The organism is Streptomyces noursei, assembly GCF_016917755.1.
In the GTDB taxonomy this organism is placed as follows: Bacteria; Actinomycetota; Actinomycetes; order Streptomycetales; family Streptomycetaceae; genus Streptomyces; species Streptomyces yunnanensis.
The window spans coordinates 8,869,204-8,884,986 of sequence record NZ_CP070326.1; the positions used below are offsets into that span (position 1 = coordinate 8,869,204).

The window sequence follows — 15,783 nt, forward strand, 5'->3', positions numbered from 1 at the left end:
CCCAGGTCTCCCGGTCCGGGAGCCGCCCTCCGCCGGAACCCCTCAGCCCGCTGCCGCGGCCGCGCACCGACACCGTCCTGCCTTCCGAGGCGCCCGGTCGCGTCGCCGCCCGCCGGGCCCATCGGAACGGAATCTCGGATGACCGCACACCGCATCCTTTCCTGGACCCCAGCCGCCGTGGTCTTCGACTGCGACGGCACGTTGATGGACACCGAACGCCACTGGGTGGACGCCCGTGACACGGTGCTGCGCGAGTACGGCCACGTCCCCGCGCCCGGCTTCTCGGAACAGGCCCGGGGCCTGCACTACACCGCGTGCGGACGGCTGATGGCCGAGTCCGTCGGCCGGCCGGAGCTGACCGAGGAGCTGACCGCGGCGCTGCTCGACCGCTTCCGGCAGCGCGTCACCGCACATCCGACGACCATGCCCGGCGCCCCCGAACTGGTGCGCTCGGCCGCGCAGTTCGCACCGCTGGCGGTGGCCAGCAACTGCCCGCTGGAGGTCGTCGAGTCCTGCCTCGACGTGGCCGGGCTGCGGCGGTACTTCGACCATGTCGTGGTGCCCGACGCCACCACCAGACCCAAGCCGTATCCGGACGTCTATCTCACCGCGTCCCGGCTCTGCGGGGTCGAGCCGGCCCGCGCGCTGGCCGTCGAGGACTCGCACTGCGGCATCCAGGCCGCCGCGGCGGCGGGGTTGCGGGTGATCGGCGTCGGCCCGCGGCCCGCCGGGCCGGCCGACGCGCTGGCCGACTGGTGGGTCCGTTCCCTGGAAGAGCCGGCCGTGCAGGGCTGGGCGGGGGCCCGCATCCCGGCCCAGGGTTCCGGGCCGGGCTCCGCCGGGAACGGCACCCGGTAGCGCCCGGACGCCTTATCGCCCGGGCGGGTTAGGGTGGGGGCATGCTTTGACGCCTGCCCGCGGCCCGGGCACCCCCGCCACCTCCTTCGTTCCCGCATCCCTGATCCGGATCCACGAAGGAGAGTTCCCGATGACCACGTCGGCCCTGATCGACGTCCCCGACGCGTTCGTCGCGTCCTACGGTGCGCACGGCGCCGCGGAGCGTGCCTGGCTGACCGAGCTGCCCGCGCTGGGCGCGGCGTTCCTCGACCGCTGGGCACTGCGGCCGGACGGCCCCGCCCGCTACGGCATGGCCTCGCTCGTCCTGCCGGTGCGGCAGGCGGACGCAACGCCCGCCGCGCTCAAGCTCCAACGGCCGCGGGAGGAGACCGCCGGCGCCACGTCCGGCCTGCGGGCCTGGCGCGGCAACGGCATCGTCCGCCTGCTCGACCACGACGAGGCCAGCGCCACCCAGTTGCTGGAACGGCTGGACGCCAGCCGGCCGTTGTCGGCGGTGCCCGACGACACCGAGGCGCTGCGGATCCTGGCCGAACTGATGGCGCGGCTGGTGGCGGTGCCCGCCCCGGCGGGGCTGCGGCAGCTCGCCGACCTCGCCGCCGCCATGCTCGACCAGACCCCGCAGGCCGTCCGCGCACTGCACGACCCGGCGGAGCGGCGGCTGGTGCGCTCCTGTGCGTCCGCCGTGGCCGGGCTGCTCGGCGAGAGCGGGGACCGGCTGCTGCACTGGGACCTGCACTACGACAACGTGCTGGCCGGCGAACGGGAGCCGTGGCTGGCCATCGACCCCGAACCGCTGGCCGGCGACCCCGGCTTCGAGCTGCTGCCCGCCCTGGACAACCGATGGGACGACGTGGTGGCGACCGGCGACGTCCGGCGGGCGGTGCTGCGCCGCTTCGACCTGCTGACCGAGGTGGTGGGCCTGGACCGCGAACGGGCCGCGGGCTGGACGCTCGGCCGGGTCCTGCAGAACGCCCTGTGGGACGTCGAGGACGGCGAGTCCGCCCTCGACGCGGACCAAGTCGCCATCGCCACCGCACTGTTGGAGCACCGGATGTGACGCGGCCGATGAGGCACCGCGGTCGGGCGTGAGCCGTCGTCACCGCCCGGGCCGCCGCGCCGCGCCGTGTTCCGCGGCGCGGCGGCCTTCTGCCATGCTGCCGGGCGGGGCACTCCCCCGCCCGGCAGGGGAACCGCGCCCGTCGTGACCGGCCGACGAAGGGGCAGCACGTGAACGACACGGACGAGCAGGACACCGGCCTCCCGCGGGACGCCGCGCGGATCGCGCTGACCGACTCCGCCGCCGCGCTGCTGCGGTCGCTGCGGGAGCAGCACGGGCCGCTGATGTTCCATCAGTCCGGCGGCTGCTGCGACGGCAGCGCACCGATGTGCTACCCGGCCGGAGAGTTCCGTACCGGCGCGTCCGATGTGCTGCTGGAGCGGCTGGCGGTGGACGGAGTGCCCGAACCGGTGGGGTTCTGGATGTCGGCCGACCAGTTCGCCCGCTGGCGGCACACGCATCTGACCGTGGATGTCGTACCGGGGCGGGGCAGCGGCTTCTCACTGGAGGCGCCGGAGGGGGTGCGATTCCTGATCCGCTCGCGGCTCTTCACCGACGAGGAGCGGGCCCGGCTCGGCGAGTGAGGCCCGCACGGGCGGCAGCGGCAGGCGCACGCGGCAATGGTGAGACCCCGCGCACGGGGGAGAACGCGGGGTCTCACTGGGAATAACGGAGTGCGGGCGGTCGGGGTTCCCCTCGGGCGAAGATTTCGCGAAAGAATTTTTTTCCGGGCCGGGAGCCGGGCCCCGACGGGAGGCCCGGGCGGCTACGACTCGTCCTGCACCAGGCGCTCCAACATGTCCTGGAACTCCATGTCGACCACCACCCGCAGGCCGTCGCCGTCCGGTTCGCTCAGCGGTGTCATCATCCCGCGGCGCCACCAGTACACCCGGGGGCTGATCGCGCCCGCCGCGTCCTCGTGGCCGGCCGCCGCGAACTGCGCCATGGCCTGGAGCGCCGGGATGACCTGGGCGTCGTGGATGCGGTGGAACGCCAGCTGATGGCGGAAGGGCAGGGCGACCAGGGCGCCGTCCCGGGTGAGGGCGGTGCCCATGAGACGTTCGACCAGGTCGTCGAGGACGAGCACCCGGCTCGCGGTGAAGAAGGAGTCGCCGAGCAGCACTTCGAACGCCGAGCCGTCGCCGCGCCGGACCGTCTCGTGCCCCTCGACCGGCAGGGCGCGCAGGTTGTTCATGGCGCGGATGCGCAGCTCGGCCACGTCGCCGAGGTCGCTGAGGGAGTCCTCGCTGAGCATCTGGACGGCCTCGGGCAGGTCGAGGGCGAGCACCTCGCGCAATCCGGGGGCCGGTTCGTGGCCGTAGCGGAAGGCGTCGGAGGCGGGCAGGGTCTCCTGGGCGACGATCCGGGGGTAGAGGCAGGCCCGGATCTCGTCGTGGGAGAGGATCTCCAGCGGCTGCGGGCCGTCCATGGTGCGCAGCACCTTGCCGACGTGGTCGCGGATGAGCCGTGGCCAGCAGCGCTCGCCGCGGCGGTCGCGGTGACAGACGGCGGCCAGATTGCCGAGGCCGAACTGGCGGCCCGCGGAGTCGGTGACCACTCCCGGATAGGCGGTGACCTCCAGACCGTGCTCGGCGAACGTCTGCCGGACCTCGGATCTGAAGACCCGGCCTTCCCGCTCCGAGAAGAAGCTGAACTCCTCGTCGCGTGCGAGCTCGCGGGGATCCCGCTTCGGTCCTCGGCGGAACAGACCCATCTCTTCCTCCCGGCTGCGGCCGGCCGCATCGGTCCTTGAATGCGCCGATCGTAACGGGTGCCCCTGACAGCGGCGTCGCCCCGCGTCCGGGACGGAACGCGGGGCGACGGTGGGGGACGGTGAGCAGAGAAGGGAGAAGGCGGACCGGGGGAAAGAAGAGGCGACGGACCGCGGGCCAGGTCGGGGCCGCCCTGTCCCGCCTGCCGTCCGGGCGACCACGGGACCGTGCGGACACCACCGAAGGGTTGTCCCGTGATCCCTGGCGGGCGCGCGGCGTCAGATGCGGCCCTCCCCCAGCTGACGCCGGGAGGTACCCCCACGCCGCGTTGTCGGAACATCCGGATACACCCGGTATCCGGATGCCCCTCCGCCTTGCGATGCACCGCATCTGACGCCGTGCGCTGATCCACCAGGAATTACGGGACAACCCTTAGCCGATGTTGACGTCGATGCAGGCGTAGAAGGCGTTCGCGGTGTCGGCGATGTTCCAGACCGCGAGGATCTTCTGCTGGCCCTTGATGTTGCCGAAGTTGACGGTGTGGGAGACCTCGGCCGGGGGCTGGGCACCGTGGCCGTCGACCTCGGCGACCTTCTGGCCGTTGGCGAAGTACTGCCAGTTGGTGGTGGCGTGCCGGGCCGTGAACCGCCAGGTGAAGGTCTGGCTGCTGTTGATCGGGGTGACCTTCCACGGCTTGGAGTCGTCGTCCAGGTCGGCGAACTGGCTGTTGCCGCCGCTGCAACTCGTCAGCCCCTTGGGCCCTTCGACGCTCTGCGGCTCCCACTTGATGGGGCCGCAGTCGACGGTGCCGGCGGCGCACTGGGCCTGCCGGCTAGGAGGCGAGGAGACGTAACCGTGGGCACTGGCCGAGCCGACCGGCAGACCGACGACGAGGAGGGGGGCGATGCCGGCGCCCAGGGCGAGGGCCAGCCTTCTCTTCTTGTTCATGTCAACCCTTTCGCGTAGGGGGGTGGTTGACGTGAGGGCATGCCAGGTGATTGGTCTAGACTTAACGCTCTGACCGCGTACGGTCAAGAGGTCGCGCAGGGCTCGCCGCGCACCCCGCCCGGCGCGCTGGACGCCCGGACCACCAACTCCGGCGCGAGGCGCACGGTGCGGACCGGACGGCGGGGGCCGGGGACCGGGGCCGTGGCCGTGGCCGGGCGACGGGTGAGCAACCGGGCGGCCTCGGCGGCCAGTTCGGCCACCGGCTGACGGACCGTGGTGAGCGCCGGATCGGCCAGGCCGGCCAGCGGGACGTCGTCGAAGCCGGTGACCGCGACCTCGCCGGGCACGTCGGCGCCGAGCTGGCGCAGGCGTTGCAGCGCGCCGGCCGCGATCAGGTCGTTGGCGCAGACCACCGCGTCCGGGCGGGCGGGCCAGATGCGGTCCACGGCGGCCCGGCCCCACTCCACGGAGAAGTCGCCGAGCACCGCGCGTTCCGGTGCGGACGGGTCGAGGGCGGCCACCCCCGCCGCGTAGGCGGCGCGCCGTTCGGCCGCCGCCGAGGCGGTCCCGGCGGCGCCGAGGAAACAGGGGCGACGGCGGCCGGTGGCGGCGAGGTGTTCCAGGACGAGGGCCATCCCGGCCGCGTTGTCGACCGCGACCGAGTCGGCGACGCCGGGGCCGCAGCCCCGGTCCAACAGCACCAGCGGCACCTGCGCCGCGGCGGCGGCCACCGCCTCCCGGCTGCGCCGCTCGTCGACCGGGATGAGCAGCAGGGCGTCCACCCGGCGGCCCAACAGGGCGCCGATCCGGGCGGCCTCGGTCTCCGGGTCGTCGTCGCAGTCGGCGAGCAGCACGGCCCGGCCCTCGGCGTGCAGGACGTGCTCCAACTCCCGGACCAGGGAGGGGAAGAAGGGGTTGGTGATCTGCGGGAGGACCAGGCCGACGGTGCCGGTGGAGCGGCTGCGCAGCGCGCGGGCGACCTCGTTGGGGCGGTAGTCCAGGCGGTCGGCGGCCTCCCGCACGGCGCGCGCGGTCTCGGCTCCCACCGGGCGGGTGCCGGCCAGCACTCGGGAGACGGTGGCGACGGAGCAGCCCGCCGCCCGCGCGACGTCCCGCAAGGTCACTTCGGCCACGACGGCGTGCCCTTCCACTACGGGACGGCGGCCCTGCACACCGCGCCGTCCCGGACGATGGCGGCAAACGTTATCACCGCCCGTGCACAGGCGTACCAGCTCCGTGCGCTCCGTACCAGCGGGTAAGCAGGTCGTTTGCCTCACACTTCGTTGACGTTTCATTGACATCTCCGCGTGGCATGAGCGAAATTTCCGGAGAACGTTTTCCCGAGGTAGCGCCCGGTGCGAGCACCGGCTCCACTGGAGCGGCTGACGCCGTGCCCCTGGCTGGCGCGCCCCAGAGATCGAGTTCACCCCGCTTCACCGTTCCGCAGAGCAAAGGGGCTCTCCCGTTGGCCAGAAAGATCATCCTCGACTGCGACCCGGGGCATGACGACGCGATCGCCATGCTCCTGGCCCACGGCAATCCCGACGTCGAACTGGTCGCCGTGACGACCGTGGTCGGGAACCAGACGCTGGAGAAGGTGACCCGCAACGCGCTGTCGGTGGCGGCCATCGCCGGCATCACCGGTGTGCCGTTCGCCGCGGGCAACCCGCGTCCGCTGGTCCGGTCCATCGAGACCGCCCCCGACATCCACGGCGAGACCGGCCTCGACGGGCCCGAACTGCCCGAGCCGGCCTTCGAGCTGGACCGCCGGCACGCCGTCGACCTGATCATCGACACCGTGATGGCGCACGAGCCGGGCGAGATCACCATCGTCCCCACGGCCGGGCTGACCAACATCGCCATGGCGGTGCGCAAGGAGCCCCGGATCGCCGAGCGGGTGCGCGAGGTCGTCCTGATGGGCGGCGGCTACCACGAGGGCAACTGGAGCGCGGTCGCCGAGTTCAACATCATCATCGACCCCGAGGCCGCGCACATCGTCTTCAACGAGAAGTGGCCGGTCACCATGGTCGGCCTGGACCTCACCCACCAGGCGCTGGCCACCCCCGAGGTCGAGGCGAAGATCGCCGCGGTCGGCACCGCACCGTCCCGCTTCGTGCTGGAGCTGCTGGACTTCTTCCGCGAGGCGTACCGCGAGAACCAGGGCTTCGACCACCCGCCGGTGCACGACCCGTGCGCGGTGGCGTACGTCATCGACCCGGACGTGATGACCGTCCGCAAGGCGCCGGTCGACATCGAGCTGCGCGGCGCGCTGACCCTGGGCATGACCGTCACCGACTTCCGGGCGCCGGCACCAGCCGACTGCCACACACAGGTCGCGGTCAAGCTCGACCACGAGCGGTTCTGGAACCTCGTGGTGGACGCCCTGGAGCGGATCGGCGAAGGCCGGGCATGAACATCTCCACCGCACCACGTACCACCGAGGTTTCCGGCGGCGGGTCCGGCGTCCGGATCGGCGTGCTGGTCACCGCGCTGCTCGCGGCCTGTTTCGCCTTCCAGCTGAACGCCAGCATGCTCAGCCCGGCGCTGAAGAGCATCGAGGACTCGCTCGGGGCCAGCTCCGCCGAGGTGGGCATGACCCAGACCGCGTTCTTCACGTCCGCGGCGCTGTTCTCGCTGTTCCTGCCCCGGCTGGGCGACGTCTTCGGCCGGCGCCGGGTGCTGGCCGGCATGCTCGGCCTGATGGCCGTCGGCTGTGTGGTCGCCGCGCTGGCGACCAGCATCCCGATGCTGTTCGCCGGGCGGATCATCCAGGGCGTGAGCGGGCCGGTCGTCCCGCTGTGCCTGATCATGCTGCGCGTCGAGGTCAAGGAGCCGAAGAAGTACGGCACCCTGCTGGGCGTGATCACCGCCGTCAACGGCGGTATCGCCGGCGTCGACTCGCTGGCCGGCGGCTACCTCGCCGACCACCACGGCTTCCAGTCGGTCTTCTGGGCGATGGGCGTCGTCGCGGCCGTGGCCACCGCCCTGGTGGCGACCCTGACCCCGGAGTCCAAGGCCGCCACCGCGTCCAGGATGGACTGGCCGGGCGTGGCACTGCTGGTGGTCTCGGTCGGCGCGCTGCTGATCGCGCTGAACGAGGCCGGGAAGCTGGCCGACGCCGACTGGACGATGATCGCCGTGCTGGTCGTGCTGGCCGCCGCCGCGTTCGCGCTGTTCTGGCGGACCGAGAACCGCAGCGGGCACCCGCTGGTCGCCACCCGGCACCTCAAGCAGCGGGCCACCTGGTCGCTGCTGCTGACCACGGTGCTGACCATGACCGGCGTGTTCGCGGTGATGAACGGGCTGATCCCGGCCTTCGCCCAGGACGCCCAGGCCGGTCTGGGGATGTCCGCCGAGCAGTCCGCGTGGTGGACGCTGACGCCGTACGCGCTCGCCGGGCTGGCGATGGGCCCGGTGGCCGGCCGACTCGCCGCGACCTTCGGCTACGGCCGGATCCTGCGGCTGGGCCTCTTCGGCTCCGTGGGGTCGGTGGTGCTGATGCTGCTGACGATGCACAGCCAGACGCACGGACTGCTGCTGGTGACCTCGCTGCTGGTCGGCATCACCTACGCGGGCGTGGCCAACATCGTGCTCAACGGGCTCGGCATCGTCCTCTCCCCCGGTGAGAACCCCGGCTTCCTGCCCGGGCTCAACGCGGGCGCCTTCAACCTCGGCGCGGGGCTGAGCTTCGCGGCGCTGTACGCGGTGAAGACCGCGCTGGCGCCGGCCGATCCGACCTCGGCCGGCGGCTACACCGCCGGCATGATCGCCGGTGTGGTCATCCTGGCGCTCGCCATCGCGACGTCGTTCCTGATCCCGAAGCCGGTGGCGGCCGAGGCCCAGGACTGACGGCGCGGGCCGCGCACCGACCGCCCGCCGCACCCGGACCCCCGGGGCGGCGGGCGGTCGCGTTTCCTCCCGCGCGGGGCGCCGGCCGGCGCCCGCTCCCTGCCCCGACCTCCGTCGTGTTGTCAGCACGAGGGGAAAAGGGAGACTGGAACAGGAGGCAACGGAGGCAGATGGTCATGGAACACGGCATGGACAAGACCGGTCCCGCCCGGGACGACATGATGAAGAAGCAGCTTCGGAGCCAGCTGACCATGGACCGTTCGCTGCGCGCGGACGAGAACCGCGAACTGGAGCCGGCCGGCGAGGACCAGCCGGTGGCGGCGCCGTCACCGGAGAGCATCTACCGCGGTGGCACCCCGCACGGCATGTCGGAACGCGACGTCGGTGTGCGCTCCGAACTGGCGCAGTACCTCGGCCGCAGCCTCTATCCGGCCGAGCGCAACGACATCATCCGTACCCTGCGCAGCAACCACGCCCCGGACCGCCTGGTCACGATGGCCGAGCAGCTGCCCGCGCACCACCGGTACGGCAATGTGCAGGGCATCGCCGAGTCGCTCGGGCTGGGCACCGAGGACCGGCGCTCCTGAGGCCGAGGAGCGCTCGCTGGCGGACAATGCCACTGAGGGCGCGACACCACCCGACACTGAGGCGAGGAGGAGGGCGGCAATGTCCGACGACGCCATGGGCGACGAGGTCTACCAGCCGCCCAGATCCGATCCGCAGGACTATCCCAACGACCTCGACATGGAGGACGCCCTGGACGAGCCGGGGCTCGACGAGGCGCTGGACACCGGCTATTCGCCACCGGAGCGCCCGTTCGTGGTGAACCACGAGGGGACCACCGCGCAGGAGCAGCACGACCGCGAGTCCCTGGCCCATCGGCTCGCCAGCGAGCTGCCGGACGTCTGCGCACCGGACGGCGACGGCATCGGGGATCTGCCGGACGGCGCCGGCGAGCCCTATGACGACCAGGTCGGCGAGGAGCGCGCCGGCCGGATCGTCAGCTACGACGAGGGCTTCTGGCGCGGTGGCGGCAGCAACGACATCGTCGCCCGGGACGTCGGGATCGACGGGGGTGCGGCGTCCGCCGAGGAGGCGGCGGTGCACATCGCCCACGACGTGGGCGGGGTGGTCGAGGGCGAGGTTTAACGGAGGCTCCCTCCGGTCCGTTGCGGGATCGGCAACAGACTTTGCCGGACGGTCGGCGTACGGCGGACGCTGTGCCGTGACCGGACGAAGAGGAGAGCACATCCATGAACCACGGCCATGGCAGCGGCAGCGGCAGCGGCAGCGGCACGGACACGGTCCCCGACGAGGAGTTCTGGGACGCCCGGTACGCCGAGAGCGACCGGATATGGAGCGGGAACCCCAACGTCGTACTGGTCCGCGAGGTCCGTGACCGGGCCCCGGGCACCGCGCTGGACCTGGGGTGCGGCGAGGGTGCGGACGCGATCTGGCTGGCCACGCAGGGCTGGCGGGTCACCGCGGTCGACGTGTCCGGGGTGGCACTGGGCCGGGCCGCGGAACAGGCCGCGGCGGCCGGGGTCGCCGACCGCGTCGACTGGCAGCGGCGCGACCTGACGGAGTCGTTCCCCGAGGGCGGATTCGACCTGGTCTCGGCTCAGTTCCTGCACAATCCGGGCGAGATCTTCCGGGAGCGGATCCTGCGGACCGCGGCGTCGGCGGTGGCGCCCGGCGGGGTGCTGCTGGTCGTCGGGCACGCCGGGGCGCCGCCCTGGGAGCACGCGCAGGCGCACCCGATGGAGCGCTTCCCGACGACCGAGGAGGTGCTGGCGGCCCTCGCACTCCCCGCACAGGAGTGGGAGGTGCAGCTCAGCGAGGAGTTCGCGCGGGTGCAGCACGGCCCCGACGGGCAGCCGGCCCAGCGGACGGACGCGGCGCTGAAGGTGCGGCGCCGGGGCTGACCGGGGCCGTCCTCGGTGGCGGGCGGGTCGGCCGTCCGCCACCGGGGTACCGGGTTCTCAGGCCGCCAGCGCGGGCAGCGGCTTCTCGTACAGCCAGTTGTGCAGCAGCGGGCGGACCGGGCCGGCACAGCGTTCGGCATGGGCCAGGAACGCCGCGGTGTTGGCGCTGCCGCCGCGGTGCTCGCCGTGCCAGCCGCGCAGCACGGCGAAGAACCGGCTGTCGCCGACGGACCGGCGGAGCGCGTGCAGGGCGCACGCGCCGCGGACGTAGACCCGGTCGTCGAAGATCCGCCGCTGACCGGGGTCGGCGACCCGCAGGTCCTGGGGGCGGTCGCGCAGCGAGCGCCACTCACGGCGGGCGATCTCGTCGGCGCTGTCCTCGCCGATGTGCTCGGACCACAGCCACTCCGCGTAGGTGGCGAAGCCCTCGTTGAGCCAGATGTCGCGCCAGTCGCGCAGGCTGACGCTGTTGCCGTACCACTGGTGGGCGATCTCGTGCGCGACCAGGGTCTCCGCGCCGCGCTCCCCGTCGATGTGGTTGCTGCCGAACACCGACCGGGTCTGGTTCTCGACCGGGGCGGCGAGTTCGGCGTCGACGACCACCGCGCCGTACGCCTCGAACGGGTAGCGGCCGAAGTGGCCGCTGAACGCCCGGAGCATCTCCGGCTGGCGGGCCAGGTCGTGCGCGGCGTCCTCGGCCATCCACGACGGGTAGGAGTTGTGCAGCGCGATCGACGGGTGCTCCGGGCCGAGGTGGGCGGTGCCGCTGTCGTGCCGGAAGCGGCCGGTGTAGAGCGCGGCGAGGTACGGGGCCATGGGGCCGGGGTGGTGGTAGGTCCAGCATTCGCGGTGCCCGTCGCGGCGGCGTTCGAGCAGGGTGCCGTTGGCGAGGGCGTGCTGACCGTGCGGGACGGTGATCCGGAAGGTGAAGGCCGCCTTGTCGTCGGGCCGGTCGTTGCACGGGAACCACGACGGGGCGCCGAGCGGCTGGGAGGCGACCATCGTGCCGTCGTGCGGGTCGCCGGTGCGGTCCCAGCCGATCGGGCCGAACGGCGAGCGGACCGGCCGGGGCCGGCCGCGGTAGCCGACGTCCACGGTGAAGCGCGTGCCGGTGGCGAGCGGGTGCGGGGTGTCCAGGTACAGCTTGCCGTTCTGCTGACGGGCCCGGATCCGGGTCCCGTCGATCCGGGCGGTGTGCGCGCTGAGCCGGGAGAGGTCCAACTCCACCCGGTTCAGGGGCTCGTTGGCCACCGCCTCGATGCGGGCCCGGCCGTCGAGGCTGCCGTCGGCCGGGCGATAGGACAGGTGCAGGTCGTAGGAGACCGTGTCGTGCGCGTAGGTGCCGTGCCGCGGGAAGTAGCGGTCGGGGCGCGATCCGCCCAGGCCGTCGGCGACCGTCGCGACGAGCGGGAGCAGGGCGGCGCCCCTGATGAGGGCGCGCCGACTGCATCGGGTCACGCGGCAGCACCACCTTCCGCGAGCGCCGCGGCGGGACGGGTCGGGCGTTCGCCGGCGATCGGGTTGCCGGCCCAGCGGGTGTGCGCGGGCACGCTCTCACCGCGCATGACCAGGGAGGACGGTGCGATCGAGGCGCGCGCGCCGACGTCGGTGCCGGGGAGCACGATGCCGTGCGGGCCGAGCGAGGAGCCCTCGGCGAGCCGGACGGTGTCCAGGCGCATGATCCGGTCGTGGAACAGGTGGGTCTGCAGCACGCAGCCGCGGTTGACGCTGACGCCGTCGGCGAGGGTGATCAGGTCGGTCTCCGGCAGCCAGTAGCTCTCCAGCCAGACGCCGCGGCCGATCTTGGCGCCGAGGGTGCGCAGCCACCAGTTGAGGACCGGGGTGCCGGTGAAGGCGCCGGCCATCGACGGCACGGCGAGCGACTCGACGAAGGTGTCGTAGAGCTCGTTGCGCCAGACGAACGGCGACCACAGCGGGTGCTCGCCGACGGTGAACCGGCCGACCAGCGTCCACTTCGCCAGGGTCGTGATGAGCAGCGCCAACAGGCCCGAGAGCAGCAGCAGCGGGGCGCCGACCAGCGCCGCGAGGCCGAGGCCGCCGCGGGTGAAGGCGTCCTGCTCGGCGAGGAACACGCCCTCGGCGAGGGCCACTCCGCACATCAGGGGCAGCACCCGGCACAGTTCGACGGCGGCGCGGGCCAGGACCAGCTTGCGCGGCGGCGCGAAGGTGCGCGCCGGGTCGGCCTGGGCCGCCACCCGGGGCAGCGGCATCGCGGGCCGGCCCAGCCAGGACATCCCGGGTTCGCCGTCGGCGGGTGCGTTGGAGAGCACGCCGACCAGGCTGTGGTCGGGGACGTCGTGGCCGGGGTCGACGATGCCGGAGTTGCCGACGAAGGCCCGGCGGCCGATCCGGACGGTCCCCAACCGCAGCCATCCGCCGCGGAGTTCGAAGGGGGCGACCAGGGTGTCGTCGGCCAGGAAGGCGCCGTCGTCGACGTGCAGCAGGGAGGGCAGCGGCAGCACGGTGGAGATCTCCGCGTGCTTGCCGACCTTGGCGCCGAGCAGCCGCAGCCAGTGCGGGGTGCCGAGGCTGGCGTAGAGCGGGAAGAGGCTGCCGCGGGCGCCGTCCAGGAGGCGGGTCACCAGCCAGGCGCGCCAGGCAACGCCGCCGCTCGCCGGGTGCAGCCCCGGCCTGATGCCGCGGCCGAGGAGCCGCACCGCGGCGGCGGTCACCAGGATCGAGGAGCCGGTGGTGACGAGCGTGAAGACGGGGACGGCCAGCAGCAGGCGGACCGCCGCGGTGGCGAGGGTGCCGCTGTCGCGGAGCAGGAAGTACGCGCCGACCAGTGCGGGGGCGGTGGACAGCAGCGCCAGCAGCGGCAGGCCCAGCAGGGAGAGCCCGTAGGCGGCGCTCCAGCCGAGCGAACGCCGCCAGCGCGGGGCGGGCCATGCGGCGCCGGCCATCCGCTCGGCGGCGCCGGCCGGGCGGGCCGGGGAGCCGGACCAGCAGGCGCCCTCGGGGATCTCGTCGTCCAGGCAGGCACCGGCGGTGAGTTCGGCGCCCTGTCCGACGACGGCGCCGGGCATCAGCATGCTGCGGTGGGCGACCCGGGCACCGGCGCCGATCCGGACCGCGCCGATGTGCAGGGTGTCGCCGTCGAGCCACCAGCCGGAGATGTCGGCCTCGGGTTCGACGCTGCAGCCGTCGCCGAGTTCGGCGAGGCCGGTGACCGGCGGCATGGTGTGCAGCGCCACGTTCCGCCCGGTGGTGCAGCCCAGGGTCCGGGCGTACAGCCGCGCCCAGGGCGTACCGAGCAGGGACGGGATGCCGAAGGCTGCGACCACGCGTTCGGCGGTCCACAGGCGCAGATGGGTGGCGCCGCCGCGCGGATAGGCGCCGGGCCGGATCGAGCCGGCGAGCGTCCGGGCGGCGAGGGCGCCGAGGGCGCAGCGCATCGGGGCGCTGTAGAGCACCACCCAGCCGACGATGATCAGCCACCAGGCGGTGTGCGGGGCCCAGACCTGCGGGGCGAGCCAGCCGAGGATGTTGTCGCCGAGCGCGAGCCCGACCAGTCCGCGCAGGCCGGCGACGCCGTACAGGGCGGTCTGGACGAGGAGTTGGACGACGCCGGCACGGCGCGGGACGGGGCGGACCGGGCGGACCTCGTCCACCGGGCCGCCGAGCGAGTCGAGGTGCTCGGCCATGTCGCGCAGCACCGGGTGGCGGTAGAGGTCGGCGACCGAGACGCCGGGGTGGTGGGCGCGGAGCTGGGAGGCCATCCGGGCGGCGACCAGGCTGGTGCCGCCGAGGGAAACAAAGTCGCTGTCCGGGCCGGGCCGGACGCCCAGGAGTTCCTCCCAGATGCTGGCGAGGCGGGCAGCGGTGCCGTGCAGCGCCGGAGCCGGGGCGCCGGCCGCACCGTCGACCGGGGCGGTCGGCAGCGGCCAGGGCAGCGCCTTGCGGTCGACCTTGCCGGACGTCCGGGTGGGCAGGCTCTCGACCTCCGCGAGGACGGGCACGAGCTGCGCCGGCAGCCGTTCCTGGAGCAGCGCGCGGGCCTTGTCCTGCTGGAAGCTGGAGCCGTCGGCGGTGCGCTGCTCGGGGACGACGTAGCCGACCAGGACCTGGGTGCCGGCCGGGGTGGTCTGGACGGCCGCGGCGGCGCCGAGGACGCCGGGCAGGGCGGCCAGCGCGGCGTCGATCTCGCCCAACTCGATGCGTCGGCCGCCGAGTTTGATCTGGTCGTCGGCGCGGCCGACGAAGAGCAGGCCCTCGGGTTCGGCGCGGACCAGGTCGCCGGTGCGGTAGGCGCGAGCGGTGTCCAGGACGTCGTCGGGCCGGAAGCGCTCGGCGTCCTTGACCGGGTCGAGGTAGCGGGCGGTGCCGACGCCGCTGATGAGCAACTCGCCCTCGGCGCCGTAGGGCACCGGCCGGCCGGCCCGGTCCACGACGGCCAGTTGCCAGCCCTCCAGGGGCAGGCCGATGCGGACCGGCTGGCCCGGCCGGAGGCGGGCGGCACAGGCGACGACGGTGGTCTCGGTCGGGCCGTAGGTGTTCCACATCTCGCGGCCGGATCCGGCGAAGCGGTCGACGAGAGCTGCGGGGCACGCCTCGCCGCCGACGATCAGCAGCCGGACCCGGCGCATCGCCTCGTCGGGCCAGAGCGCGGCGAGGGTGGGCACGGTGGAGACCACGGTGATGCCCCGCTCGACCAGCCACGGGCCGAGTTCGTGGCCGGCGCGGACCAGCGAGCGGGGGGCGGGCACCAGGCAGGCGCCGTGCCGCCAGGCGAGCCACATCTCTTCGCAGGAGGCGTCGAAGGCGACGGACAATCCGGCCAGTACCCGGTCGCCGGGGCCCAGCGGCCGGTCCTGGCAGAACAGGACGGCCTCGGCGTCGACGAAGGCGGCGGCGGCGCGGTGACTGACCGCGACGCCCTTGGGCGCGCCGGTCGAACCCGATGTGAAGATGATCCAGGCGTCGTCCTGGAGGCCCGGGGGACGTGGCGCCCCGGCGGGCCGGGCCAGGGCGGGCGGCGGGGCGGCCGGGCCGAGGACGGCGCAGACGGCGGCCTCCCGGAAGACGGTGGCGGCCCGCTCGTCGGGGTCGTCGGCATCGACCGGGACGTACGCCGCTCCGCTGCGCAGCACGGCGAGGATCGACAGGTACAGCTCGGCGGTTCCGGAGGGCACGCGGACTCCGACCCGGTCGCCGGGACCGATCCCGAGGTCCCTGAGCTGCCGTGCACGACGTTCGGTCTCGCTGCACAGGTCGCGGTAGGTGATCACCTCGGCGCCCGTGTCCAGGGCGATCGCCTGGGGGTGTGCGGCTGCGGTGGCGTCGAGCACGTCGAGCAGGGTCCGCGGGGCCGGGGTGCCGACGGTGCGGTAAACGGCCCGTGCGGGCAGTGGCTCTGACGGCTCGAAGGACGATTCGAGAAGGGGCGACGACATCGTTATGCCTCTGTTGTGTC

13 protein-coding genes are annotated in these 15,783 nt (G+C 73.6%); 8 read left to right on the forward strand and 5 right to left on the reverse strand.

Annotated features, from left to right (window positions below):
• Positions 1-138: 138 nt before the first annotated feature.
• The 3 genes from JNO44_RS38650 (at position 139) to JNO44_RS38660 (ending at position 2,499) form a co-directional block, all read left to right on the forward strand.
• Positions 139-858: an HAD family hydrolase gene (locus tag JNO44_RS38650; protein WP_205368654.1), complete on the forward strand. Its 720-nt coding sequence runs from the start codon at positions 139-141 to the stop codon at positions 856-858.
• Positions 859-988: 130 nt separating this feature from the next.
• Complete coding sequence (locus JNO44_RS38655) at positions 989-1,915, forward strand: aminoglycoside phosphotransferase family protein (RefSeq protein WP_205368655.1); 927 nt, start codon at positions 989-991, stop codon at positions 1,913-1,915.
• Between the two features lie 170 nt (positions 1,916-2,085).
• Positions 2,086-2,499, forward strand: coding sequence for a DUF779 domain-containing protein (locus JNO44_RS38660; RefSeq protein WP_052286556.1), 414 nt, complete (start codon positions 2,086-2,088; stop codon positions 2,497-2,499).
• A gap of 182 nt (positions 2,500-2,681) precedes the next feature.
• Here JNO44_RS38660 and JNO44_RS38665 read toward each other — a convergent pair whose 3' ends face one another.
• The 3 genes from JNO44_RS38665 to JNO44_RS38675 all read right to left on the reverse strand — a co-directional run bounded on the left by JNO44_RS38665 (position 2,682) and on the right by JNO44_RS38675 (position 5,708).
• Positions 2,682-3,629 (reverse strand): hypothetical protein, encoded by a 948-nt coding sequence (locus tag JNO44_RS38665; protein ID WP_205368656.1) that lies wholly within the window; start codon positions 3,627-3,629, stop codon positions 2,682-2,684.
• A 430-nt stretch (positions 3,630-4,059) separates the two neighbouring features.
• Positions 4,060-4,575 (reverse strand): lytic polysaccharide monooxygenase, encoded by a 516-nt coding sequence (locus JNO44_RS38670; protein ID WP_073448704.1) that lies wholly within the window; start codon positions 4,573-4,575, stop codon positions 4,060-4,062.
• Between the two features lie 83 nt (positions 4,576-4,658).
• Positions 4,659-5,708, reverse strand: a complete 1,050-nt coding sequence (locus JNO44_RS38675) for a LacI family DNA-binding transcriptional regulator (RefSeq protein WP_205368657.1) — start codon at positions 5,706-5,708, stop codon at positions 4,659-4,661.
• 332 nt (positions 5,709-6,040) lie between these two features.
• Between JNO44_RS38675 and uriH the strand changes: the two genes are divergently transcribed.
• The 5 genes from uriH to JNO44_RS38700 all read left to right on the forward strand — a co-directional run bounded on the left by uriH (position 6,041) and on the right by JNO44_RS38700 (position 10,349).
• On the forward strand, positions 6,041-6,988 hold the full coding sequence (gene uriH / locus JNO44_RS38680) for a uridine-preferring nucleoside hydrolase UriH (protein ID WP_205368658.1): 948 nt from the start codon (positions 6,041-6,043) through the stop codon (positions 6,986-6,988).
• Positions 6,985-8,424, forward strand: a complete 1,440-nt coding sequence (gene uriT, locus JNO44_RS38685) for a uridine transporter UriT (protein WP_205368659.1) — start codon at positions 6,985-6,987, stop codon at positions 8,422-8,424. Before uriH ends, uriT begins: the two co-directional genes overlap by 4 nt.
• Before the next feature lie 170 nt (positions 8,425-8,594).
• A complete protein-coding gene (locus tag JNO44_RS38690; RefSeq protein ID WP_039630317.1) occupies positions 8,595-9,011 on the forward strand; it encodes a DUF2795 domain-containing protein in 417 nt (138 codons plus the stop codon).
• Between the two features lie 79 nt (positions 9,012-9,090).
• On the forward strand, positions 9,091-9,573 hold the full coding sequence (locus JNO44_RS38695; protein WP_205368660.1) for a DUF5709 domain-containing protein: 483 nt from the start codon (positions 9,091-9,093) through the stop codon (positions 9,571-9,573).
• 104 nt (positions 9,574-9,677) lie between these two features.
• Complete coding sequence (locus tag JNO44_RS38700; protein WP_205368661.1) at positions 9,678-10,349, forward strand: class I SAM-dependent methyltransferase; 672 nt, start codon at positions 9,678-9,680, stop codon at positions 10,347-10,349.
• 57 nt (positions 10,350-10,406) lie between these two features.
• Here JNO44_RS38700 and JNO44_RS38705 read toward each other — a convergent pair whose 3' ends face one another.
• Positions 10,407-11,807, reverse strand: coding sequence for a M1 family metallopeptidase (locus JNO44_RS38705; protein ID WP_205368662.1), 1,401 nt, complete (start codon positions 11,805-11,807; stop codon positions 10,407-10,409).
• Positions 11,804-15,763, reverse strand: a complete 3,960-nt coding sequence (gene pls / locus JNO44_RS38710; protein WP_205368663.1) for an epsilon-poly-L-lysine synthase Pls — start codon at positions 15,761-15,763, stop codon at positions 11,804-11,806. The genes JNO44_RS38705 and pls overlap by 4 nt, the downstream gene beginning before the upstream one ends.
• Between the last annotated feature and the right edge of the window lie 20 nt (positions 15,764-15,783).